This window comes from Streptomyces sp. NPDC101776, from assembly GCF_044766845.1.
Taxonomy (GTDB): Bacteria; Actinomycetota; Actinomycetes; order Streptomycetales; family Streptomycetaceae; genus Streptomyces.
The window spans coordinates 351779-373134 of record NZ_JBIWMV010000004.1 but is presented as its reverse complement, the minus strand read 5'-3'; the positions used below and the strand labels follow the sequence as shown (position 1 = coordinate 373134).

General features: G+C 70.3%; 21 protein-coding genes. 8 read left to right on the top strand and 13 right to left on the bottom strand.

What is annotated here, in order from left to right; translation table 11 throughout:
- Positions 1-5 precede the first annotated feature (5 nt).
- Together ACIRRY_RS16945 and ACIRRY_RS16940 are read right to left on the bottom strand one after the other, a co-directional pair.
- Positions 6-596, bottom strand: coding sequence for a TetR/AcrR family transcriptional regulator (locus ACIRRY_RS16945; RefSeq protein WP_403972961.1), 591 nt, complete (start codon positions 594-596; stop codon positions 6-8).
- Positions 593-2107 carry a 3-hydroxyacyl-CoA dehydrogenase gene (locus tag ACIRRY_RS16940; protein WP_403972959.1) on the bottom strand — a complete coding sequence of 505 codons (1515 nt, stop codon included), beginning with the start codon at positions 2105-2107 and terminating at the stop codon, positions 593-595. Before ACIRRY_RS16940 ends, ACIRRY_RS16945 begins: the two co-directional genes overlap by 4 nt.
- Before the next feature lie 172 nt (positions 2108-2279).
- On the opposite strand from ACIRRY_RS16940, the gene paaN reads away from it, so the two are divergent.
- The gene (paaN, locus tag ACIRRY_RS16935) at positions 2280-3986 is read left to right on the top strand and encodes a phenylacetic acid degradation protein PaaN (RefSeq protein WP_403972957.1); all 1707 of its coding nucleotides are present in this window, start codon (positions 2280-2282) and stop codon (positions 3984-3986) included.
- A 68-nt stretch (positions 3987-4054) separates the two neighbouring features.
- Here the strand turns inward: paaN and ACIRRY_RS16930 are convergent, their stop codons facing one another.
- The 3 genes from ACIRRY_RS16930 to ACIRRY_RS16920 are packed head-to-tail and all read right to left on the bottom strand — an operon-like array spanning position 4055 to position 6857.
- Positions 4055-4801, bottom strand: coding sequence for a TrmH family RNA methyltransferase (locus tag ACIRRY_RS16930; RefSeq protein WP_403972954.1), 747 nt, complete (start codon positions 4799-4801; stop codon positions 4055-4057).
- A complete protein-coding gene (locus ACIRRY_RS16925) occupies positions 4798-6021 on the bottom strand; it encodes an HTTM domain-containing protein (protein ID WP_403972951.1) in 1224 nt (407 codons plus the stop codon). Before ACIRRY_RS16925 ends, ACIRRY_RS16930 begins: the two co-directional genes overlap by 4 nt.
- Positions 6018-6857: a DUF5819 family protein gene (locus tag ACIRRY_RS16920; protein ID WP_403972948.1), complete on the bottom strand. Its 840-nt coding sequence runs from the start codon at positions 6855-6857 to the stop codon at positions 6018-6020. Before ACIRRY_RS16920 ends, ACIRRY_RS16925 begins: the two co-directional genes overlap by 4 nt.
- Before the next feature lie 284 nt (positions 6858-7141).
- On the opposite strand from ACIRRY_RS16920, the gene ACIRRY_RS16915 reads away from it, so the two are divergent.
- Complete coding sequence (locus tag ACIRRY_RS16915) at positions 7142-8275, top strand: acyl-CoA dehydrogenase family protein (protein WP_403972946.1); 1134 nt, start codon at positions 7142-7144, stop codon at positions 8273-8275.
- 134 nt (positions 8276-8409) lie between these two features.
- Here ACIRRY_RS16915 and ACIRRY_RS16910 read toward each other — a convergent pair whose 3' ends face one another.
- From ACIRRY_RS16910 to ACIRRY_RS16895, 4 genes are all read right to left on the bottom strand, one after another.
- Entirely contained in the window at positions 8410-8739 is a 330-nt protein-coding gene (locus tag ACIRRY_RS16910) for a rhodanese-like domain-containing protein (RefSeq protein ID WP_403973614.1), read from the bottom strand.
- 14 nt (positions 8740-8753) lie between these two features.
- Positions 8754-9803 (bottom strand): J domain-containing protein, encoded by a 1050-nt coding sequence (locus ACIRRY_RS16905; protein WP_403972944.1) that lies wholly within the window; start codon positions 9801-9803, stop codon positions 8754-8756.
- A 410-nt stretch (positions 9804-10213) separates the two neighbouring features.
- Entirely contained in the window at positions 10214-11623 is a 1410-nt protein-coding gene (locus ACIRRY_RS16900) for a DUF2252 domain-containing protein (RefSeq protein WP_403972942.1), read from the bottom strand.
- 314 nt (positions 11624-11937) lie between these two features.
- Positions 11938-12300 (bottom strand): winged helix-turn-helix transcriptional regulator, encoded by a 363-nt coding sequence (locus ACIRRY_RS16895; protein WP_403972941.1) that lies wholly within the window; start codon positions 12298-12300, stop codon positions 11938-11940.
- A 141-nt stretch (positions 12301-12441) separates the two neighbouring features.
- Here ACIRRY_RS16895 and ACIRRY_RS16890 point away from each other — a divergent pair, with 141 nt between their 5' ends.
- Positions 12442-13095, top strand: a complete 654-nt coding sequence (locus ACIRRY_RS16890; protein ID WP_403972940.1) for an FMN-dependent NADH-azoreductase — start codon at positions 12442-12444, stop codon at positions 13093-13095.
- A gap of 181 nt (positions 13096-13276) precedes the next feature.
- On the opposite strand, the gene ACIRRY_RS16885 is transcribed toward ACIRRY_RS16890, so the two are convergent.
- Positions 13277-13507 carry a hypothetical protein gene (locus ACIRRY_RS16885; protein WP_403972939.1) on the bottom strand — a complete coding sequence of 77 codons (231 nt, stop codon included), beginning with the start codon at positions 13505-13507 and terminating at the stop codon, positions 13277-13279.
- A gap of 886 nt (positions 13508-14393) precedes the next feature.
- Positions 14394-14741, bottom strand: a complete 348-nt coding sequence (locus tag ACIRRY_RS16880; protein ID WP_403972938.1) for a MerR family transcriptional regulator — start codon at positions 14739-14741, stop codon at positions 14394-14396.
- Positions 14742-15408: 667 nt separating this feature from the next.
- On the opposite strand from ACIRRY_RS16880, the gene ACIRRY_RS16875 reads away from it, so the two are divergent.
- Positions 15409-15777, top strand: a complete 369-nt coding sequence (locus tag ACIRRY_RS16875; RefSeq protein ID WP_403972937.1) for an aldo/keto reductase — start codon at positions 15409-15411, stop codon at positions 15775-15777.
- Between the two features lie 143 nt (positions 15778-15920).
- On the opposite strand, the gene ACIRRY_RS16870 is transcribed toward ACIRRY_RS16875, so the two are convergent.
- The gene (locus tag ACIRRY_RS16870; RefSeq protein ID WP_403972936.1) at positions 15921-16274 is read right to left on the bottom strand and encodes a hypothetical protein; all 354 of its coding nucleotides are present in this window, start codon (positions 16272-16274) and stop codon (positions 15921-15923) included.
- A gap of 192 nt (positions 16275-16466) precedes the next feature.
- Positions 16467-17348, bottom strand: a complete 882-nt coding sequence (locus ACIRRY_RS16865; protein ID WP_403972935.1) for a SigB/SigF/SigG family RNA polymerase sigma factor — start codon at positions 17346-17348, stop codon at positions 16467-16469.
- 342 nt (positions 17349-17690) lie between these two features.
- Here ACIRRY_RS16865 and ACIRRY_RS16860 point away from each other — a divergent pair, with 342 nt between their 5' ends.
- Genes ACIRRY_RS16860 through ACIRRY_RS16845 form a run of 4 tightly spaced genes read left to right on the top strand, consistent with a single transcriptional unit; the run spans position 17691 to position 21331 of the window.
- Entirely contained in the window at positions 17691-19265 is a 1575-nt protein-coding gene (locus tag ACIRRY_RS16860; RefSeq protein ID WP_403973612.1) for a PP2C family protein-serine/threonine phosphatase, read from the top strand.
- Positions 19262-20356 carry a B12-binding domain-containing protein gene (locus tag ACIRRY_RS16855; RefSeq protein WP_403972934.1) on the top strand — a complete coding sequence of 365 codons (1095 nt, stop codon included), beginning with the start codon at positions 19262-19264 and terminating at the stop codon, positions 20354-20356. The genes ACIRRY_RS16860 and ACIRRY_RS16855 overlap by 4 nt, the downstream gene beginning before the upstream one ends.
- Positions 20353-20784 carry an STAS domain-containing protein gene (locus ACIRRY_RS16850; RefSeq protein ID WP_403972932.1) on the top strand — a complete coding sequence of 144 codons (432 nt, stop codon included), beginning with the start codon at positions 20353-20355 and terminating at the stop codon, positions 20782-20784. The genes ACIRRY_RS16855 and ACIRRY_RS16850 overlap by 4 nt, the downstream gene beginning before the upstream one ends.
- 55 nt (positions 20785-20839) lie before the next feature.
- A complete protein-coding gene (locus ACIRRY_RS16845) occupies positions 20840-21331 on the top strand; it encodes a MarR family winged helix-turn-helix transcriptional regulator (RefSeq protein WP_403972931.1) in 492 nt (163 codons plus the stop codon).
- Positions 21332-21356 lie beyond the last annotated feature (25 nt).

Here is a 21356-nt window from a genome sequence, read left to right as displayed (position 1 = left end):
GGGGCTCAGTTCTGCGCGCGCAGCCCGGAGAACACCAACTCGGCCACCGCGTCGGTCACTTCGCGCTCGCCCATGCCCCGCCCGTCGGGCCGGTACCACTCCACGATGGAGTTGATCATCCCGAAGACGAGCCGGGTCGCGAGCCGTACCTCCACGTCACCGCGCACATCGCCGTCGGCCGCCGCGGCCTTCAGCAGATCGGCCACCCGGTGGTCGAAGTCCCGGCGCCGCTCCAGGGCCCACCGCTCGGCGTCGGTGTTGCCCCGCACCCGCAGCAGCAGCGTCACGTACGGCAGCTCGGAGGTCAGCACCTCGACCATCCGCCGTACGACGTACTCCAGCCGCTCGACGGCGCGTCCCACGCGTGCGTGCTCCTCGTCGAGGATCCCGAAGAGACCGTCCAGGGCGCGGCTGACGGCGCGGCGCAGCAGTTCCTCCTTGCCGGTGACGTGGTGGTAGATCGACGACTTGGAGATACCGGCCGCCTTGGCGAGGTGCTCCATGGAGGTGCCGTCGTAGCCGCGCTCGATGAAGACCTGCACGGCTACGGAGAGCAGCGTCTCCGGGGTGTACGTGTCGCGCTTGGCGGTGGTCATGGGGTGCCCTCCCGCTTCTCGGTGGCGTACGCGTGGCGGTAGAGCGCGAGGGACGGCGCGTACCGTCCCGACGGGTCACGCAGGTGCAGGTCGTCCAGGAGGTCGTAGGCCCAGCTCCGGCCGAGCCTGCGGCTCCATTCGAACGGACCCAGAGGGTAGTTGACACCCAGCCGCATCGCGGTGTCGATGTCCTCCTCGGTGGCGACGCCCTTGGCCACGGCGTCGTGCGCGAGGTCGACGATCCGGGCCACCGTGCGGGCGACGATCATCCCGGGGGCGTCCCCTACGACGCTGACGTTCTTGCCGAGCGCCTGGAAGAGGCCGGTCGCCTCGGTGAGGGTCTGGGAGGCGGTGTCCTGGGAGGCGGACAGGGCGATACGGCCGGCCCTGCGGTAGTCGAGGGCGAGGTCGAAGTAGACGACGTCACGGAACTCGACGGAGGTCTGCCCGTCCGCGAGCGCCAGTTGACCGCCGCCGGGCAGCACCATCCGGGTGCCGTGGTCCTCTTCCTCCTCGCGGACGACGATGCCCGCCTCGCGGATCAGCGCGACCAGGTCGGCCGCGGGGCCCAGGTCGCCCTCCACGACGACGTACGCGGGCGCCTGGGCCGGTTCCGCGGTGTGCGGCTCGGGCTGCTCGGCGTCGTCACCGTGGTCGTACCAACCGTGCCCGGTCTTGCGGCCGAGGCGGCCGGACTCGATCAGCCGGCGCTGCGCGAGCGAGGGCGTGAAGCGCACGTCCTGGAAGAAGGCCTGCCACACGGAGTGCGTGACGGACTCGTTGACGTCCTGCCCGATGAGGTCGGTCAGTTCGAAGGCGCCCATCTTGAAGCCGCCGGCCTCGCGCAGGACCGCGTCGATGGTGGCCGGGTCGGCGGCCTGAGCCTCGTAGACCGCGAAGGCCTCGGCGTAGAAAGGCCGGGCGATGCGGTTGACGATGAATCCGGGGGTGTCGGCGCAGGCGACGGGGGTCTTGCCCCAGGCGCGGGACATCTCGTACGCGCGCGTGGCCGACGTGACGTCGGTGGCGAACCCGGAGACGACCTCGACGAGCGGCATCACGGGCGCCGGGTTGAAGAAGTGCAGCCCGACGAAGCGGCCGGGGTTGCGCAGTGCGCCGCCGATGGCCGTCACCGACAGCGACGAGGTGTTGGTGGCGAGCAGACAGTCCTCGCCGACGATGTCCTCCAGGTCCCGCATCAGCTGCTGTTTGACGTCCAGCCGCTCCAGTACGGCCTCGACGACCAGGGTGCAGTCCGCGAGGTCGGCGAGCGCCTCGGCGGGCAGCAGCCGGGCGTGCGCGGCGTCCCGGTCGGCGGCGGTGAGCCGGTCCTTCTCGACGAGCCGGTCGAGCCGGGCGCCGATGGCGGCGGTCGCCTCCCTGGCCCGTCCCGGTACGGCGTCGTACAGCCGTACGACGTGGCCCGCGGTCAGCGCGACCTGGGCGATGCCCTGGCCCATGGTGCCGGTGCCGACGACGGCCACGGGGCTGCTGAGGTCGAGTGCTGTCATGTGCGCGATCCTCCCGCACGGGGTTTTCCACAGATGCGGCGGACCCCCTTGTCCCGACCGATCGTTCGGTTACTCTAACTCTGACCGCCTGTTCCCGCCCCTGATCCCTTCCCTGTTCCCGCCCAGGTCATGAGCTCGCAGACGAGTTCTTGAAACGAGGAGTTGGTCCCGCATGGCCGCCGAACCGTCCACGCACGAGCTGATCGCCCGGCACCGGCCGACACTCGACCAGGCGCTGGAAGCGATCAGTACGCGCGCGTACTGGTCCCCTCACCCCGAACACCCGAAGGCCTACGGCGAGCACGGCAGCCTGGACGCGGCGGCGGGCAAGGCCGCCTTCGACGCCCTCCTGGGCACCCGCCTCGACCTCGGCCAGCCCGGTACGGACGACTGGGTGGGCGGCGAAGTGTCGCCGTACGGGATCGAGTTGGGCGTGACGTACCCCCACGCGGATCTCGACGTCCTGCTGCCGGCCATGCGCGCCGGACAGCGGGCCTGGCGGGACGCGGGCCCGGAGACGCGTGCCGTGGTCTCCATCGAGATCCTCAAGCGGATCAGCGACCGGACCCACGAGTTCGCGCACGCGGTCATGCACACCAGCGGCCAGGCCTTCATGATGGCGTTCCAGGCGGGCGGCCCGCACGCGCAGGACCGCGGTCTGGAGGCGGTGGCGTACGCGTACGCGGAGCAGGTCCGCACGCCCGCCGTCGCGGAGTGGACCAAGCCCCAGGGCAAGCGCGACCCGCTCGTGATGAACAAGGAGTTCACGCCGGTCCCGCGCGGCACCGCCCTGGTCATCGGCTGCAACACCTTCCCTACGTGGAACGGCTATCCGGGCCTGTTCGCCTCCCTCGCCACCGGCAACGCGGTCCTGGTGAAGCCCCACCCGCGCGCGGTACTGCCGCTCGCGCTCACGGTGCGGGTCGCGCGCGAGGTGCTCACCGAGGCCGGCTTCGACCCGAACCTGGTGGCGCTGGCCGCCGAGCGTCCCGGTGAGGGCATCGCCAAGACGCTGGCCACCCGCCCCGAGATCCGGATCATCGACTACACCGGGTCGACCGGCTTCGGCGACTGGCTGGAGGCCAACGCCCGCCAGGCGCAGGTCTACACGGAGAAGGCCGGCGTCAACACGGTGGTCGTGGAGTCGACCGACGACTACAAGGGGATGCTGTCCAACCTGGCGTTCTCGCTGTCCCTCTACAGCGGCCAGATGTGCACGACCCCGCAGAACCTGCTGATCCCCCGGGACGGCATCACCACCGACCAGGGGCCCAAGTCCTACGACGAGGTCGTCGCCGACCTCGCGCGGTCCGTGGGCGGCCTCCTGGGTGACGACGCGCGCGCGAACGGTCTGCTCGGCGCGCTCGTCAACCCGGACGTGAAGGCCCGCCTGGAGGCAGCCGCCGGGCTCGGTGAAGTCGCCCTCGCCTCACGGGAGATCAGCAACCCGGAGTTCCCTGACGCGGTCGTCCGGACGCCGGTGATCGTGAAGCTGGACGGGGCGCGGAAATATTGGGAGGGGGCGGATGACGAAGCCGCGTACATGAGCGAGTGCTTCGGGCCCGTCTCCTTCGCCGTCGCGGTCGACTCCGTCGGGGACGCGGTGGAGTTGCTGCGGCGGACGGTGCGGGAGAAGGGGGCGATGACTGTGGGGGCGTACACGACCGACGCCGGGGTCGAGGCTGCGGTTGAGGAGGTCTGCCTGGAGGAGGCCGCCCAGTTGTCGTTGAACCTGACCGGTGGGGTGTTCGTGAACCAGACTGCCGCGTTCTCTGACTTCCACGGGTCTGGTGGCAACCCGGCGGCGAACGCTGCGCTGTGTGATGGGGCGTTTGTCGCTAACCGGTTCCGGGTTGTTGAGGTTCGTCGGGACGCCTGAGAGCTCGGGGGTGCGGTTTCTGCGCGGCTGACGGTTCGTTGTGGCTTGTCGCGCAGTTCCCCGCGCCCCTAAAGGGGCGCTCCAGTGGACCAGTGGAACAAGGTCATCGCCACGCTTGTCGCCAGGTTGTAGCTGGAGACCTGGGGGCGCATCGGCAAGGACACCAAGTGGTCGGTGCGGGCGCGTAGTTCGGTCGAGAGGCCGCTTCGTTCGGAGCCGAAGGCCAGGACTGCGTCGTCCGGGAGTTTCAGGGTCCGGATGTCGTCGCCCTCCGGGTCCAGGGCGAACACCGGGCCGGGAGGAAGCTCTTCGACGGTCAAGCGCTCCACGGCGGTCGCGTAGTGCAGGCCCGCTCCGGCGCGTACGACCGTGGGGTGCCAGGGGTCGAGTGTTCCGGTGGTGACCACGCCGGTCGCTCCGAAGCCGGCGGCGAGTCGGATCACGGCGCCGGCGTTGCCCAGGTTGCGTGGGTTGTCGAGGACCACGACGGGTGTGCTGCGGGGTGTATGCCCCAGCTTCTGGAGGTTGACGTCGCGCGCGGGGCGTACGGCCAGGGCGGCCACCGCCGTGGGGTGGGGGCGCGGGACGAAGGACCGGTACGTGTCCTCGGGGACCTCCGTCAGCAGGGCGTCCAGGGTGTCCCGTACGTCGGGGGCGAGGTCGGCGGCGAGGGCGAGGGCCGCCTGCCGGTCCGTGGTGACCGCCACCGGGACCTCGGCCCCGAAGCGCAGCGCGTGCTTGAGGACGTGGAAACCGTCGAGCAGTACGGAGGTGTCGGCGAGCCGGTGCCAGACGGTCGCTGCGGGGTCGGTCATGCGGGGAAGCCTACGTGGCTGGGCTCGGGGTTCTCCGGGGCACGCGGCTCCCCCTGATCCCCGTCCGGCACCGTAGGGCCGCCCCGCGCGAACCACCGTCCACGCGCGCCTGCCGCCCAGCCACCGAGCCTGCGCAGGAACGGCGTCGGCAGGAAGACCGCGTCCGTCGCGATCATCGCCAGGGAGAAGAACGGCAGTCCCAGGAGCACGGCGATCACGGCGTGCTCGGTCATCATCAGGGCCAGCAGGACGTTCTTGACGCGTCGGTTGAAGAGCGTGAACGGGAAGGCGACCTGCACGATCACGGTCCCGTAGGTCACGAGCATGACCATCGTGCCGCTGCCCGCCAGCAGGTCGGCGAGGGCGGGCCAGGGCGAGAAGTAGTCGAGGTGGAGCGGGTAGTAGACGGCGGTGCCGTCCTGCCAGCGGGAACCCTGGATCTTGTACCAGCCGGCCGTCGCGTAGATCAGACAGGCCTCGCACGCGATCACGAACAGGGCGCCGTTGTGGATCACGTTCGCGACGACGTCGAGCAGCACCCGGGGCTCGTAGGACTTCGCGTACCGTCCGATCACCCACCACAGGGCCTGCGCCAGCCAGACGCCCCAGAGGAGCGCGGGCACGAACCAGCCGCTGTCGAAGCGGCCGGAAGCGGTCACCGCGACGAGCGCCGCGCCGAGCACGATCCACAGGACGGGACCGACCCGGTCGGGAATCCGTTCCCCACGCGTGCGTGCGTCCCGCGTGCGCAGGGCCCGGCGCGCGTCGAGGGACCAGACCTGGCCGCAGCGGGTGAACACCAGGTACAGGGACATCAGGTGCAGGACGTTGTCGCCGCCGTCGCCCATGAAGACGCTGCGGTTCTGGAGCGAGAGGACGCCGACCATGAAGAGCACGGACATCGTGCGGGTGCGCCAGCCCAGCAGCAGCAGGACGCTCGCCAGTACGGCCAGCGCGTACACCGTCTCGAACCAGAACTGCCCGTCCGACCACATCAGGGCCGTGAACGCGCCGTTGTCCGCGATCAGTTGGCGGGCGAGGTCCCAGCTCCACGGTCCGTCGGGGCCGTAGAGCTCCTGGCGGTGGGGCAGTTCGCGGAGCAGGAACAGCAGCCACGTCCCGGCGAAGCCGATGCGGATCACGGCGCTCTGGTACGGGCCGAGGGCCGACTCGGTGACGCGGGCGATGCCTCGGGAGACCGCGGGGGCGAGATCGCTCACCGGACGCCTCCCGCGGCCTCGTCCGCCGGGACCGCCCACCAGGGCAGCAGGCGGTACTGGGGGGTGGTCGACACCTGCTCGTCACTCCACTCGGGCGGGGGCACGTTGGTGGTGCGGGAGCGGACCTGGACGCGCTCGACGACACCGCCCTGACCGCCGGCCGCGCCGTCCCGGTCCAGGCGCAGCACGACGATGCGCCGCAGATACGTCTCCGCGAGAGTGCCGCGCAGGCCCACCGGGCGGTTGGCGCCGTCGTGCGTGGCGGTGAGGAAGTCCCAGGCGCGGCGCAGCTCGTTCTGCTCGGTGTGGCTCGGCAGCAGATTGCCGTCGATGGCGGCGCCGTCCTCGGCCGACAGGTCGTACCAGCCGGTCGTACGGGTCGCGCCGTCCGCGGTACGGACATCCGCGCGCACCTGGACCTCGATGTTCTGCTGCAAGGGGTTCGGCGCGAAGAGCTTCCAGTTCTGCTCGAACTCGGGGTAGATCCACTCGTCGATCGCCTTGCCGTGCTGCTTCGTCACCGTGTTCGACGGCGCGACGTGCAGGAACACCATCCCGAGGTGGACGAGCGCGGCCACCGCGACGACCGCGACCGCCAGCGCGGCACCGATCTGATAGGGCAGGGACAGCGCGGCGACTCCGACGCGGGCGTCCGCGGGATCGTGGGGTGGTTGTGGGCGCGGTTGCGCCTGTGGCTCGGGCGGAGGTGGGTGCGGGGGCTGCTGGGCGGGCACGTGCGGCCCTTCGGGGGCGGCGGGTATGCGCGGGCCCTCGGCGGAGGAGGCAGACGCCCGCTCCCCCTCGGGGGCGTTCGAGCCTCCGTCGTTCGCGTCCATTCCGCCCCGTTTCCGATTCCTGTCCGTCGCACGGAACGGTACTCAGACGCACGCTCCGGGCACAGTCCTGATGCCCACGGGCCATGCACCTTGTCATGTTGTCCACAGCGGCCGCCCACAGGTTATCCACAGCCGTTGACGCCCCACCCCGGCGCATTCGACCATGGAACGGACAAACCGAACGATCGGCAGACAGGGGGCGACCGGCCGGGCCGTTCCCTTCTTGTAGAACGTGTTCTATCTTGACGCTCCGTCAGATCAGGTCTTGCGGAAGGACGGGAACCGTGGACTTCACCTTCAGCGAGGAGCAGCAGGCGGCGGCCGAGGCGGCGGCGGGGGTGTTCGCCGATGTCGCGCCGGACGGTGTGCCCAGTCCGGCCGACACGACGGGCGCCGTGGCCGACGACTTCGACCGTGCGCTGTGGGCCAGGCTCGCCGAGGCGGACCTGCTGAGCCTGCTGCTCGACGAGGCGTACGGCGGCGCGGGCCTGGACGCGATCGCCCTGTGCCTGGTGCTGCGGGAGTCGGCGAAGGTGCTGGCCAGGGTGCCGCTCCTGGAGAGCAGCGCGGCGGCGGCGACCGTACAGGCCTACGGCGGCGAGGAGTTGAGGTCCGCCCTGCTCACCCGGGCCGGCCGCGGCGACCTCGTGCTGACCGTCGCCGCGCACGGCCGCACCGGCCACGACCCGGCCGAACTCGCCGTGACGGCACGGCGGGACGGCGACCGGTGGGTGCTGGACGGGGTGCAGACGGCGGTGCCGTGGGCGCACAACGCGGACCTGGTCGTCGTACCGGCGCACACGGACGCCGGCCGGACCGTCCTCGCGCTGGTCGCCCCGGACCGCGAGGGCGTCGTCCTCGCCGAGCAGATCTCCACCACGGGTGAGCGGCTCGCCGAACTGCGCCTGGAATCCGTGCCGATAGCGCGGGTCGACGTCATCGACGCCGACGGCGCCTGGGAGTGGCTGCGCGATCTGCTGACCGCCGGCACCTGCGCGCTGGCTCTCGGACTCGGCACCGCCGTCCTGCGCATGACCGCCGAATACACCGGCAAGCGCGAGCAGTTCGGGTTCCCCGTCGCGACCTTCCAGGCCGTCGCCGTGCAGGCCGCCGACCGCTACATCGACCTGCGCGCGATGGAGGCCACGCTGTGGCAGGCCGCGTGGCGGATCGCCTCGGGGGCACAGGGCGCGCTGCCCGCCGCCGGGGACCTGGCCGTGGCCAAGATCTGGGCGGCGGAGGGGGTACGACGGGTCGTGCAGACCGCGCAGCATCTGCACGGAGGGTTCGGCGCCGACACCGAGTACCCCCTGCACCGGTACCACGCCTGGGCCAAGCACCTGGAGCTGTCGCTCGGCCCGGCGGCGGCACACGAGGAGGCGTTGGGGGATCTGCTGGCGACGCATCCGTTGGGCTAAGACCCGTCGGGTGGGCTAGGACCCATCCGACGGCTACGACCCATCCGGTGGGCTACGCCCTCGGACAGACCCCGAAGCTCCGAACTCCCACGCTCGCGAAGCCCCGGACTCCCGGCCCTCGAAGCCCCGAACTCCTAGAGCACGAAGCCCGGTTGGCCCTCGTTCGTGACGACGGGTCGGCCGGTGGCGGCCCACACCTGCATGCCGCCGTCGACGTTCACGGCGTCGATACCCTGCTGGGTCAGATACGTCGTGACCTGGGCCGAACGTCCGCCGGAGCGGCAGATCACGTGGACCCGCCCGTCCTGCGGCGCCGCCTCGGTCAACTCGCCGTACCGGGCCACGAATTCACTGATGGGGATGTGCAGCGCCCCCGTGGCGTGACCCGCCTGCCACTCGTCGTCCTCGCGGACGTCCAACAGGAAGTCGCCGTCCTTGAGGTCGCCGACCTCGACCGTGGGCACACCAGCTCCGAAACTCATGCCTCGACGCTACCCGACGGACCTTCGGAACTGCCCGCCGGATCTTCGGACGCATTCTGCTGCCCGAGCAGCGACGCCAACTCCGCTTCCCGCTCGGCGACTTGAGTGAGCAACTGCTCGGCGATCTCGTCGAGCAGTCGGTCGGGGTCGTCCGGGGCGATCCGGAGCATGGAGCCGATGGCGCCCTCCTCCAGCTCCCGGGCGACGAGCGTGAGGAGTTCCTTGCGGTGGGCGAGCCACTCGAGGCGGGCGTAGAGCTCCTCGCTGGGGCTCGGGCCGCGCTCCACCGGGGCCGGTCCCGCCGCCCACTCCTCGCCCAACTCGCGCAGCAGGGGCGCGTCGCCGCGGCTGTAGGCGGCGTTGACCCGGGTGATGAACTCCTCGCGCCGCTTGCGCTCGTCGTCGTCCTGCGCCAGGTCGGGGTGGGCCTTGCGGGCCAGCTCGCGGTAGAGCTTGCGGGCCTCCTCGCTGGGGCGCACCCGCTGCGGGGGGCGTACCGGCTGGTCCGTGAGCATGGCGGCGGCCTCCGGGAACAGGCCGTCGCCGTCCATCCAGCCGTGGAACAGCTCCTCGACCGCGGGCATCGGCATCACCCGGGCGCGGGCCTCGTCCGCCTTGCGGATGTCCTCGGGGTCGCCGGTGCGGGCGGCGACGGCCTCGGCGATCTGCGCGTCGAGTTCGTCGAGCCGGGAGTACATAGGGCCGAGTTTCTGGTGGTGCAGCCGGGAGAAGTTCTCGACCTCGATGCGGAAGGTGTCCACCGCGATCTCGTACTCGATCAACGCCTGCTCGGCGGCGCGTACCGCCCGCTCCAACCGCTCCTCGGGCCGGGGCGCCGTGCTCTCCGCCGGGACGGCATCGGCCGCACCGCTCGCCGTGCCCTCGGGCACCGGCACCGTGGCGTCCGCACCGGCTCCGGTGCCCTCGCTCGCGGAACCGTCACCTTCCACGGCTCCGGCGGCAGACGGCACCTCGGCACCCGCCTGCTCCGGCACCGGTTCACCAACGGGCGCGGACTGGGACTGCTCAGCTTCCGGGGTCGTCACCCGACCAGCGTAGGCCACGGGGCGATGGGCTATGGGGGATCGGGGGTGGGGGGGCTGGTGGAGGGGAGCTGGTGGAGGGGACTTGCTGCCGCGGGGTGGGGTCTGGCGGGGGGCGGGGTCCGACTTGGGGCGAGGTCCGGCTTGGGAACGGGGTCCGGCTTGGGGCAAGGGCCCGCTCGGGGCGAGGTCCGACTCGGGGGGAGGTCCGCCCAGGGACTGGCGGGTTAAGCGCCGGGGACTGGCGGGTCCAGCTCCCGTCGTCGCGATCAGCTCCCCCCGACCTCGATCGCGGTCGGCCTCACGCCCGTCTCCCCGCCCCTCTCCCAACCGCCCGCCCGACTGCCCGACCGACCGACCGCCCGACTGACCGCCCGACCGACCGCTTGCCCTTCCACCCCCACGGACACCACCTACACCCCCATCTCCGCCGCGATCCGCCCCGCCCGCACCGCCCCCACCAACTCCGCGTGGTCCGCCTCGGTCCGGTCGGCGTAGGTCACGGCGAACGTCGCTATCGCCTCGTCCAGTTCGTCCTTCTTGCCGCAGTAGCCGGCGACCAGGCGCGGGTCGGCGCTGTGGGCGTGGGCGCGGGCCAGGAGGGCGCCGGTCATCCGGCCGTAGTCGTCGATCTGGTCGGCGGCGAGGGCGGCCGGGTCGACGCTGCCCTTGCGGTTGCGGAACTGCCGTACCTGGAACGGCAGTCCGTCGACCGTCGTCCAGCCCAGCAGGATGTCGCTGACGACCTGCATCCGCTTCTGCCCGAGCACCACGCGCCGGCCCTCGTGCGCGACGGGCGGCGCCTCGAACCCGGCGGTCAGCAGATGCGGCACCAGCGCCGAGGGGCGGGTCTCCTTCACCTGGAGGACGAGCGGTTCGCCGCGGTGGTCCAGGAGCAGCACGACGTACGACCGCGTGCCCACGCTGCCCGTGCCGACGACGCGGAAGGCGACGTCGTGCACCGTGTGCCGGGCGAGCAGCGGGAGGCGGTCCTCGGAGAGCGTGTCCAGATAGTCCTCCAGGGACGCCGCCACCGCCGCGGCCTCCGCGTCCGGGATCCGGCGCAGTACCGGCGAGGCGTCGACGAAACGGCGCCCGCCGTCCTCGGCGGCCTCGGTCGACCTGGCCGCGAACCGTCCACTGGTGTTGCCCCGCGCCTTCTCGGAGACCCGCTCCAGCGTGCCGAGCAGGTCACGGGCGTCGGCGTGGGAGACCAACTCCTCGTCCGCGATGGCGTTCCACGCGTCCAGGACCGGGAGCTTCGCCAGCAGCCGCATGGTGCGGCGGTAGGAACCCACCGCGCCGTGCGCCGCCGTACGGCAGGTGTCCTCGTCCGCGCCCGCCTCCCGGCCCGCGAGCACCAGTGAGGCGGCGAGTCGCTTGAGGTCCCACTCCCAGGGGCCGTGCACGGTCTCGTCGAAGTCGTTGAGGTCGATGACCAGGCCGCCGCGGGCGTCGCCGTACAGGCCGAAATTGGCCGCGTGGGCGTCACCGCAGATCTGGGCGCCGATCCGGGTCATGGGGGTGCGGGCGAGGTCGTAGGCCATGAGGCCGGCCGAACCGCGCAGGAACGCGAAGGGCGTGGCCGCCATCCTGCCCACCCGTATCGGCGTGAGCCCGGGGATACGGCCGCGACCGGACTCCTCGACGGCGGTCACCGCGTCGGGGCGGGAACCGTCCAGGTCGAGAGCGGCGTGCGCGCTGTGCGGGACGCTCTCCCGCAGCGCCTTCCCCTCTTCCTTGGGCGACCCCTCCACGGGCCACGTGGCGAAGCCCCGCACCCCGGGCAGCCTGCGCCCCACACCGATACCGGCCTCGGTCATACCGACCGCCTCCCCCGTACACCCATCGCGCTCACCTGCGCTCGCCCGAACATCAACTCGCGACGACCGTACAGCCGGTGGCGAAAACACGTCAGACCCTGTGGACAACTCCACAGCTGTGGAAAACCCGGGACGCACCGCAGACCCGGACCCCACCCGTCAGGCTTCGCACCGGACAGACCCGCATCCGCCCACCGTGCCTCGCACCGGACAGACCCGCACCAGCCCGTCGGGCCTGGCACCGAACAGAGGCACACCCACAGAGCCTCGCCCCCGACAACCCCGCATGCACCGGGCCTCGCGCCGGACAGGCCTCAGCACGCGCCCGACTGCCACCCCTCGGGCAGATGCACCTTGGCCCACTCGCCGAGTTCGCGAAGGGCCGGGGCCAGGGCCTTGCCCGCGTCCGTCAGCCGGTAGGAGACCCGCAGGGGCGGCCCCTCGTCGACCTCGCGGACGAGCAGCCCCGCCGCGCCGAGCTCCGTGAGCCGGTCGGAGAGCATGCGCTCGCTGATGCCCGGGATCGCGCGGCGCAGGTCGGAGAAGTGCATGGGCTGCGCCATCAGGACGGCCACGATCGGCCCGGTCCAGCGCTTTCCGAACAGCAGGAAGACACGGGTGATGCCCTTGTCGACCTGCTTGCACAGGTCCGCGCCGTGTTCCTGCTCGACCGTCATGGCTTCAGGGTACTGCCCTCCCGTATAGGGGTGAAAAAAAGTAAGTACCTGTGTTATCCATAGTCGAGTACGAAACTTCAGCTACTGAGATTTCTGCTCAGTGCGCGCCTCCCAGTGCGCGCTCAACCCCCGGAGACCCCCATGGCCACGCTCCTGCACATCGACTCCTCCGTGTTCCCCTCCGGCGCCTCCGCGTCCCGCGCCGTGGCGGACGCCTTCCGCACGTCCTGGGAGGAGCAGCACCCGGAGGGCACGGTGATCCACCGCGACCTCGCCTCGAACCCCGTCCCGCACATCACCGCCGACGCCCACACCGCCGGCTTCGCCGACCCGGCCACGCACACGCCCGCGCAGGCGGCGGCCTTCGCCGAGCGCGTGAAGCTCATAGAGGAGCTGGAGCGGGCGGACGCGGTGCTGATCGGCGCCCCGATGTACAACTTCGCCATCCCCTCGACCCTGAAGGCCTGGCTGGACAACGTGATCCTGATGGGCCGGACCGCGGGCACCGAGAACTCGAAGGTCAAGGGCACCCCGGTCACCGTGATCGCCAGCCGCGGCGGCGCCTACGGGCCCGGTACGCCGCGCGAGGGGTTCGAGTACGTGCAGAACTATCTGAGCGCGGTGTTCGCCGACGCCCTCGGTACGGACCTCGAGTTCATCGTCCCGGAGCTCACCATGGCCCCGCAGAACCCGGCGATGTCCGACCTGGTCCCGCTCTACGAGGCCTCCCGCGAGCGCGCCCTCGGCGACGCGGCAACGAAGGCCAAGGCCCTTGCGGAACGCCTCGTGGCCTGACCCCGCACCGGGCACCCGATACCCGGCGCCCCGCACCCGGCCTCCGTCTCAGGTGAGAACAGCGCGTGATTGTCCTCACCTGAGACGGGATCACCGACGCATCAGCTGAGCCAACGCCCAGACCACTTCCCGCACCGCCGCTACCGCTGCCGCTGCCGCTGCCGCAACACGGTGCCCGAACTCACTCGCCCTCTCCGCTCCGCTTCCCCATCCAGGACTGGCAGATCCATCGGGCGAGCGCCCCCACCAGAACGGCGACGACGATCGCCCCCCAGTCGATGACATGCGGCAACCCGGGAAAGGAGGCGAAGAAGGCGAGCGTCCCCACCAGTCCCACCACGAATGCGGCAACCCCGACCGACCGCCGTCGCGCCTCCCCGGACTGCTCCCGCCCCTGCTGCTGATCGATCATGAACGACTCACTTCGTGACGTGATGGCACTGACTAACCCGCCGCACCCCGTTCACGTAGAGATGCGCGCACGCCTTTCCATAACGAGGCAACGTCTGGGGAGAGTTGTTCCTCATCGGATCGATCTTGCACTCGGGGTGCGTTCGCCCTCGGGACGTCCGATAGGTCCTGTTGCTGGTGTCGGCACACGTGAAGTCGATGCGCCAGTTGCAGAACCCGCTGCTCAGCGCGCCGACAAAGGCACAGTCGACGCCCGCGTTCCGATAGGTGATCTTCCTCCCGCCACCTCGGACGATGTGCGTGAACGGGCAGCCGGTCGGAATCTTCACCGTCATACCGCCGACGCTGTACTCGAAGGTCCGGACAGGAGTCGACCCGACTGCACCGGCCTGAGCCACCGAGGAACTCGTCAGCACGAGAGCGCAGGCGGCAGCAAGAGCCGCAACGAGCCTGGATCAATACAGCGCAGCCATGAACATCCCCTTCCAGCGGAGCATCTCTTCCGACCGAAAAGGACTCCACCGGCGCGATCATGTTTCTGGCCGATGGGATGGTTCACCGACTTGAGTGATCAAGAGGTAGTGCGCTGACCTGGTGATTCGTTTCCTCGACGCGACCCGCGCCGCCTGCGAAACCGGGGATCGCCTGCGGAGGCGTCGCGGGCGGACTGCTGCTCGGCGGTTTCGGGATCTCCTGACCGGCCCGGGGAACCCTGGCGCTTCTCGTCGCCTCGCTCATCATCAAGATCACCGGACACCGGAGCGCCTTCCCGCTCACCGGGAGCAAGGGACACGAGAGCACGGGAGCACGAAGGTGCCCGGAGCGCTGTGCGTTCCGGGCAGTCTGCGTGGGCGGCAGCGGCGAAGCTCCCATGGAGCCCGCCGGGCTCAGCCGTCCACGGCGGTGGTCGTCGGGTTCGCTGCTTCGGCGGTGCGGCGGTATTCGGCGTTGATGCGCTGGGCTTCTTCGAGCTGGTCTTCGAGGATGATGATGCGGCAGGCAGCCTCGACAGATGTGCCGTGGTCGACGAGTTCGCGGGCGCGGGCGGCGATGCGCAGCTGGTAGCGGGAGTAGCGGCGGTGCCCGCCCTCGGAGCGGAGCGGGGTGATGAGGCGCGCTTCGCCGATGGCGCGCAGGAAGCCCTGGGTGGTGCCGAGAAGTTCGGCGGCTCCGCCCATCGTGTAGGCGGGGTAGTCGTCGTCGTCGATACGGCCGAACGAGTCGTCTGCTGTCATCTGCACCTCTCTGTGGAACGCGTCGAGGGGCCCTGGTGCTCATCGCACCAGGGCCCCGAAGGAACTCCTACACCATCTGCCGGCCCCGTTACCGCGCCGGCCTTCTGTTTCCGCAGCCCCGGCCTGAATGCCGTCGGGGATGCTGGGATCGCGGTTGCTTGACCGGAGACCACCTCACTATCGATGTCCTGCGGTACCCGGGTTCAAGATGTCGGCCCGGGCGATCCTGATGGCGCTCGGCTCCTCCGTTCTTCCCTCTGGGATCAACTGCTTACACGTGGGGTACTGCGTACTGCTCGTGCTACGTACTTCCGGTGATGCGAACTGCCCTTGCGGTCCTGCTCACGGCGGCCCCTCATCACTGCGGGCCACCCGGTCCGGCCGTCAGCCCCGTCGCCGTCCTGCAACCGCTCTGGCTTCGGAACTCCACCACCGCACCGTCCTGCGCACTGCACCTGCGGGTACTGCTCCGCCCGGCAGTTCGTGTCTGCCAGGCCCTGCTGTTTCTCTGGGCTACGAGAGAACCATAACCACGACCCAACCCCAATGTCTACTTCAACAAACATAGATTTTCGCGCGTTCGACGACGAGGCAATCCACCTCCAAGGGCGCCGGGGCCAGAGGTCACCCCGATCCGGCCCGACCCTGACACGTATGACCACCCTCCATGAGCAAGACAACCGACACCCGCCCCGCGGCCGCTTCCGGCACCTTCCGCCTCGGCGACGACCTGGAGATCAACCGCCTCGGCTACGGGACGATGCAGCTGACCGGCAAGGGCGTCTGGGGCGATCCGAAGGACCGTGACGAAGCCGTCCGCGTGCTGAAGCGTTCCGTCGAACTCGGCGTGAACTTCTTCGACACCGCCGACAGTTACGGCCCCGAGGTCGCCGAGAACCTCCTGCACGAGGCCCTGCCCCCACACACACGGCGACGACATCGTCATCGCGACGAAGGCCGGCCTCACCCGCCAGGGCCCCGACCTCTGGACACCCGTCGGCCGCCCCGCCCTACCTCCGTCAGCAGGCCGAACTGAGCCTCTGCCGGCTCGGCGGCGGAAGAGCTGCTCGACTGATCGACCGAGCAGGGCATCAGCTTCATCCCCTGGTTGCCGCTCGCCACCGGCCGGCTCACCGACGAGGCAGCCCGCTCACCGAACTCGCCAAGCAGTACGACGCCTCACCCTCGCGACTCGCCCTGGATATACCGCTGCACCTGTTCGCGGCTCAGTTCGTGGTCGCCCTCGGCACGCAGCAGCGCGATGCCCCACGGTCGGCTGCCATCGGCGTGCCGGGTGAGGGACGCCGAGAGTGGAGCTCTTTGTTCGGCCAGGCCGGTCTGCTGGTGGTAGCGCAGTCCGTACGGCTGGAAGGCGGCTTCCACCTCGGGGTAGAAGCGCGCGGCGCGTCCGAAGACGAGCCGGCGGGCGCAGGCGTTGACGTCGACGGACAGCGTGCGATCACGGCACTGGTCGAGCCTCTGATCCAGGAGATCGCACACCGGAGCCTCGGATTCAGGGAGCGCGACCGACACGATTGGGGATTCGCCTCGTCATCGGCTCGGGCCCCGTCGGTCGCGCCCCCCCACCCTCTGGACCACCCCTGCCCCGCTGAAGCCGCTGTTCTTCGTCGGCGCGGCCACGGGCAGGGCGTACTCGACTTCGCGGTCCGCGAAGCGGGGCCCTCCACGCCTATGGATGGCCCCGCTTCATGTCGTTCAGAGCGTTTACGGAGCGGTTGCGCTGTCTTCGTCGGCCATGCCGGCGCGGAGCTTGCGCAGGATTTTCGACAGGAGCCGGGAGACGTGCATCTGGGAGACGTCGAGTTCGGCGCCGATCTGGGCCTGGGTCATCTCCAGGCCGAAGCGCATGTCGATGATGAGGCGCTCGCGCTCGTCCAGGGTGCGCATCAGCGGTGCGAGCGCGTGCAGGTTCTCGACCTTCTCGAGCTCAGGGTCCTCGGAGCCGAGGAAGTCGGCGAGGCCGGCGCTCTCCGAACTCCCGGTGTTTTCGGCCGTGTTGGTGGGTGTGTCGAGTGAGCCCGCGGTGTAGCCGTTGGACGCGATCAGCCCCTCGACAACCTCTTCCTCGCTCAGTTCCAGTCGCTCGGCGAGTTCCTTCACCGTGGGTTCGCGGTCCGCGTCGAGGGCGAACGTCTCCTTGCACCTGGCTATCTCGGTACGCAGTTCCTGCAGTCGGCGCGGGACGTGGACGGCCCAGCTGGTGTCGCGGAAGAAGCGCTTGATCTCGCCGACGATGTACGGGATGGCGAAGGAGGTGAACTCGACCTCGCGGGACAGGTCGAACCGGTCGATCGCCTTGATCAGCCCTATGGTGCCGACCTGGACGATGTCCTCCATGTCACCGTTGCCCCGGTTGCGGAAGCGGCGTGCTGCGAACTTCACCAGGGAGAGGTTCATCTCGATCAGGGTGTTGCGCGCGTACTGGTACTCCCGCGTCCCCTCCTCCAGAACCTGCAACTGGTCGAAGAACACCTTGGAGAGAGCCCGAGCGTCACGCGGCGCGACATCTCCGGCGTCCTCGATCCACGGCAGTTCCTCCGCTTCCGTGGCTGTCGGCGAACCCGCCAGTTCCACCGTCTCCGTCATTGCGATCTCCCCTTCCGCCGTATTCAGATGCGGTGCGAGCAGCGCATTCCCCGGGTTGCGCAGATCATGCAAAGTTCTTGGGCAGGTCTCTTGTGGCTTGTTTCACTCTGACGCTGCGAAGCCGGAGTGAACACGGCCCGGCGGCCGGTGATTTCGGAATGGGCTGGTTGCCAGGGGGTAGGGGATGGGAGATGGTTGCCGGACGGCAACGTTTCCTATGAGGGTATGAGGTGAGGGGTTCGCCCAGCGGATCCTCGACATTTGGTGACTCCCACCAACGCGGAAAGCGACATCGGCGAACAGTCCGGATCCCTGTGGAGCAAGGCCCCCTATCCGGTACTGGTGGCTGATCTCCAGGGCACGCTCGTCCTGGTCAACGAGGCGGCCGGGGCGCTTCTGCCCCGGGCGCGGCCCGGGGCCGTGATGGCGGATGCCGTCCCGGCATGGCTGTCGTCGGCGCACGCGGCCTTGCGTGTTCCCCGCCAGGCCGGCGGGGACCGGTCCCTCGCGGTGTCGGGCGAGGTGGACGAGCGGGTCTTCGAGGCGTGTCCCACGGTTCAGGACGGCGGCACGGTGCTGTGGTGGCTGGTCGATGCCACCGATCACCGCCTGGTCCAGGAAGCCCTGCGGGTGGAGCGTGAGCGGACCGCGTTCCTGGGCAGGGCGTCCAACCTGTTGCTCTCCTCCCTGAACCTGGACCGGTGCATGGACGTCGCCGCGCAGTTGGCGGCCGAACACCTCGCCGACGCGGCCCTCGTCGTCGCCCCGCTCCGCGGAACCCGGTTGCCGGTCGTGACCTGCCTGCGCGGTGAGAGTCCGGCCGCCTCGTACCAGAGCGTCGATCCGAACGACGTGCCGGGCCTCGGAGAGGCGTTACAGGGTTTCCCTCCCGTCCCCACCCGCTGGGTCGACCCGTCCGCGGCGCCGGACTGGGTCGTGCCGGAGAACTTCGGACTCGTCGGTTCGATGGTGATCACACCCTTGCCCGGGCACGGTGTACCGGCCGGAGCGCTGATTCTCCTGCGCCGTTCGAGCAGCGCCGTGTTCACCGAGGAGGAGGAGATCTTCGCCCGGCTGTTCGCCGCACGGGCCGGGGCCGCGATGTCGGCGGCCCGGCTGTACGCGGACCAGTCGGCCATCGCCGATGTCCTGATGCGCGAGTTGCTCCCACCCCCGCTCCACCAGGTGTCCGGGGTGGACTTCGCGGGCGGCTACCGTCCCTCGGAGGACCACCAGAGAATCGGCGGGGACTTCTACGACGTCCACCCGGCGATCACCGAGGGCGACCCGTCACTTGTCGTGCTGGGAGACGTGTGCGGCAAGGGGCTGGAAGCCGCCGTGCTGACCGGAAAGATCCGCAACACCCTGCACGCTCTGCTTCCCCTCGCCGACGACCACCAGCGCATGCTCAGACTGCTGAACATGGCGCTGCTGAACTCCCACCACACCCGCTTCGCCACCATGGTTCTGGCCTCCGCCGTACGGGAGGGCCGTTCGGTGCGGATGCGGGTGACGAGCGCGGGCCACCCGCCTCCGCTGATCGTCCGCAGCGACGGCACGGTGGAGGAGGCCGACACCAGGGGCACCCTGGTGGGGGCCATTCCCGACGTCCATGCCGAGACCGCCGATCTCGTCCTCGCGCCGGGCGAGACGTGCGTGCTGTACACGGACGGGATCACCGAGGCCCGCGGCGGCCCGCTGGGCGACACCATGTTCAGCGAGGAACGTCTGCGGCGCGCCCTTGCCGGGTGCGCAGGCATGCCCGCCGAGAGCATCGTCGACCACATCCAGATGCTCGCCGCGCAGTGGGTCGGCAGGGGGCAGCACGACGACATGGCCGTCGTGGTGGTCTCCGCGCCGCGCAGCCACCATCTCAGTGCGGTGAACGGCCGTACTCGGGGCAGGTTCACCGCATGAGCACCGATTTCCTCACCACGCCCTCGGACATGACGTGTCTGGTGACGGGACTGTGGGAAGCCGTCTTCGCCGGGGACGAGTACACGGCAACCGGGCTTGTCCTGCGGGCTGTTGACGACGGGCTCGCGCCGGAGAGCGTGCTGCTCGACGTGATCGCCCCGGTCCAGGCCAGGGTCGGTGAGGAATGGGCCGCCAACCGGATGAGCGTCGCGCAGGAGCACGCGGCGACCGCCATCAACGACCGTGCCGTCGCGGCGCTCTCCGTCCACCCGGCCGCGCGCACGACCACCGGCCGCGGGCGGATCACGGTGGCCTGTGTGGACGGGGAATGGCACGCGCTGCCCGCTCGTCTGCTGGCCGAGGTGCTGAAACTGCGCGGCTGGCAGGTCGACTACCTGGGTGCCCAGGTCCCCACACCGCACCTCATCGCGCATCTGCACCGCACCGGACCCGAACTGGTCGCGCTCTCCAGCTCCATCGCGACCAGGCTGCCCACCGCGCACGCCACGATCACCGCCTGTCAGGCCGTGGGAGTGCCCGTCCTGGTCGGCGGTGCCGCCTTCGGACCCGACGGCCGCTACGCCCGGCTGCTGGGCGCGGATGCCTGGGGCGCCGACGCGCGCTCGGCGGCCGACCGGATCCAGAACGACCCGCTGCCGCGGCCGGGGAGCGGCCACCAGACGATCGACGACCTGCCGCACCTGGACGACCAGGAATACACGATGGTCACCCGCACGGGCACCCGTCTCGTGCGATCGGTGCTGCACGGGCTGGAAGCGGCTTTCCCCGCGATGCGGCAGTACAGCGACCCGGAGCGCGAACACACCGCCGAGGACCTGGCGCACATCGTGGACTTCCTCGCCACCGCCCTCTACCTCGACGACGTCGACCTGTTCACCGGGTTCATCACCTGGACCGCCTCCATCCTCACCGCACGCGGCGTGCCCGCGAACAGCCTGCCGCCCGCATTGCACCTCCTGGCCGGCGAGCTCAAGGACTTCGCGCGGGCCACCCGCATGCTCCACGACGCCACCAGCCGGCTCGCCGCCACAAACTCCGTCCCCTCCGCCTCCGCCAGGAACCACCCGTGAACAATCTCCCCTCAAGTCACCTGCGCCTGACGGCCGTCGACACCGAGACCACGGTGCGCATAGACCTGCACGGCGACCTCGACTACGACAACGCCGACGCCTTCCTTGAGACCGTCACCGGTAGGTTGGCCGCCCGTCCGGGCCTGCGTGACCTGCACCTGGGCTGTGCGGGACTGGGCTGCGTCGACTCGATGGGGCTCTCGACCCTGCTGATGATCCGGCGCCGTACCGACGAAGCGGGGGTGCTCCTCCACCTCGAAGAGCGCACCCCGGAGTTGAACCGGCTCCTCACGATCACGGGTAGCTTGGAATACCTCACGGCCTTCCCCGACAGGGCCGAGCGTGAGACCTCCGGCTCGGGAGACTCGCGGGCGGACACGGAGGAAGCCATACCGGCCCGCCCCACCGGACCGGACAGCAGCGCCTGACCCGGACCGCGCTCACCATCGCGGAACAGGGGCGGGGCACGCCGACGGGGAGGCCATGCCACCACGAGACTTCGACACCCAGCGGCTCGCAGGGGACGCGACGCCCTCGGCGAGTGACGTCGCCGAACTGCTCGACCTGCTGTGGGAACACGCACGCGGCACCGTCACCACGACCTCGGTGTCCACATCTCAGCTGCGCCTGATGTACCTCGTGGACCGCGACGACGGCATACGCATGCGGGCGCTCGGCAAACTCCTGCGTGCCGCCCCGCCCTCCGTCAGCCGGCTCTGCGACCGCCTTCAGGCCGCCGGATTCATCGAGCGCCTGCCCAGCCCCGACAGCGGGCGCGAAGTCACTCTGCGTCTGACCACAGCCGGCAAGCACCACCTGGAACAGATTCGCACCGAGCGCGAAGCGATGCTGACCTCGGCCATCGAGGCAATGCCCCAGGACGACCGCCTGGCGCTGGTCACCGGGCTTGCCGGACTGCACAACGTCCTGACCCCGGCAGGCCGAAGCGGACTCGGGCGAAGCCCCGCGGCCTGAGATATCGCGGTATCCGGGGACTCGG

Excerpts from the sequence above, each read along its gene's own strand:
- ACIRRY_RS16885 (WP_403972939.1), bottom strand. The coding sequence starts at position 13,507 with ATGATCGATCAGCAGCAGGGGCGGGAGCAGTCCGGGGAGGCGCGACGG.
- ACIRRY_RS16845 (WP_403972931.1), top strand. The coding sequence starts at position 20,840 with ATGCCACCACGAGACTTCGACACCCAGCGGCTCGCAGGGGACGCGACG.
- ACIRRY_RS16855 (WP_403972934.1), top strand. The coding sequence starts at position 19,262 with ATGAGCACCGATTTCCTCACCACGCCCTCGGACATGACGTGTCTGGTG.
- ACIRRY_RS16930 (WP_403972954.1), bottom strand. The coding sequence starts at position 4,801 with ATGACCGACCCCGCAGCGACCGTCTGGCACCGGCTCGCCGACACCTCC.
- ACIRRY_RS16895 (WP_403972941.1), bottom strand. The coding sequence starts at position 12,300 with ATGACGGTCGAGCAGGAACACGGCGCGGACCTGTGCAAGCAGGTCGAC.
- ACIRRY_RS16945 (WP_403972961.1), bottom strand. The coding sequence starts at position 596 with ATGACCACCGCCAAGCGCGACACGTACACCCCGGAGACGCTGCTCTCC.
- paaN (WP_403972957.1), top strand. The coding sequence starts at position 2,280 with ATGGCCGCCGAACCGTCCACGCACGAGCTGATCGCCCGGCACCGGCCG.
- ACIRRY_RS16920 (WP_403972948.1), bottom strand. The coding sequence starts at position 6,857 with ATGGACGCGAACGACGGAGGCTCGAACGCCCCCGAGGGGGAGCGGGCG.
- ACIRRY_RS16900 (WP_403972942.1), bottom strand. The coding sequence starts at position 11,623 with ATGACCGAGGCCGGTATCGGTGTGGGGCGCAGGCTGCCCGGGGTGCGG.
- ACIRRY_RS16880 (WP_403972938.1), bottom strand. The coding sequence starts at position 14,741 with ATGACAGCAGACGACTCGTTCGGCCGTATCGACGACGACGACTACCCC.
- ACIRRY_RS16940 (WP_403972959.1), bottom strand. The coding sequence starts at position 2,107 with ATGACAGCACTCGACCTCAGCAGCCCCGTGGCCGTCGTCGGCACCGGC.
- ACIRRY_RS16890 (WP_403972940.1), top strand. The coding sequence starts at position 12,442 with ATGGCCACGCTCCTGCACATCGACTCCTCCGTGTTCCCCTCCGGCGCC.
- ACIRRY_RS16865 (WP_403972935.1), bottom strand. The coding sequence starts at position 17,348 with ATGACGGAGACGGTGGAACTGGCGGGTTCGCCGACAGCCACGGAAGCG.
- ACIRRY_RS16875 (WP_403972937.1), top strand. The coding sequence starts at position 15,409 with ATGAGCAAGACAACCGACACCCGCCCCGCGGCCGCTTCCGGCACCTTC.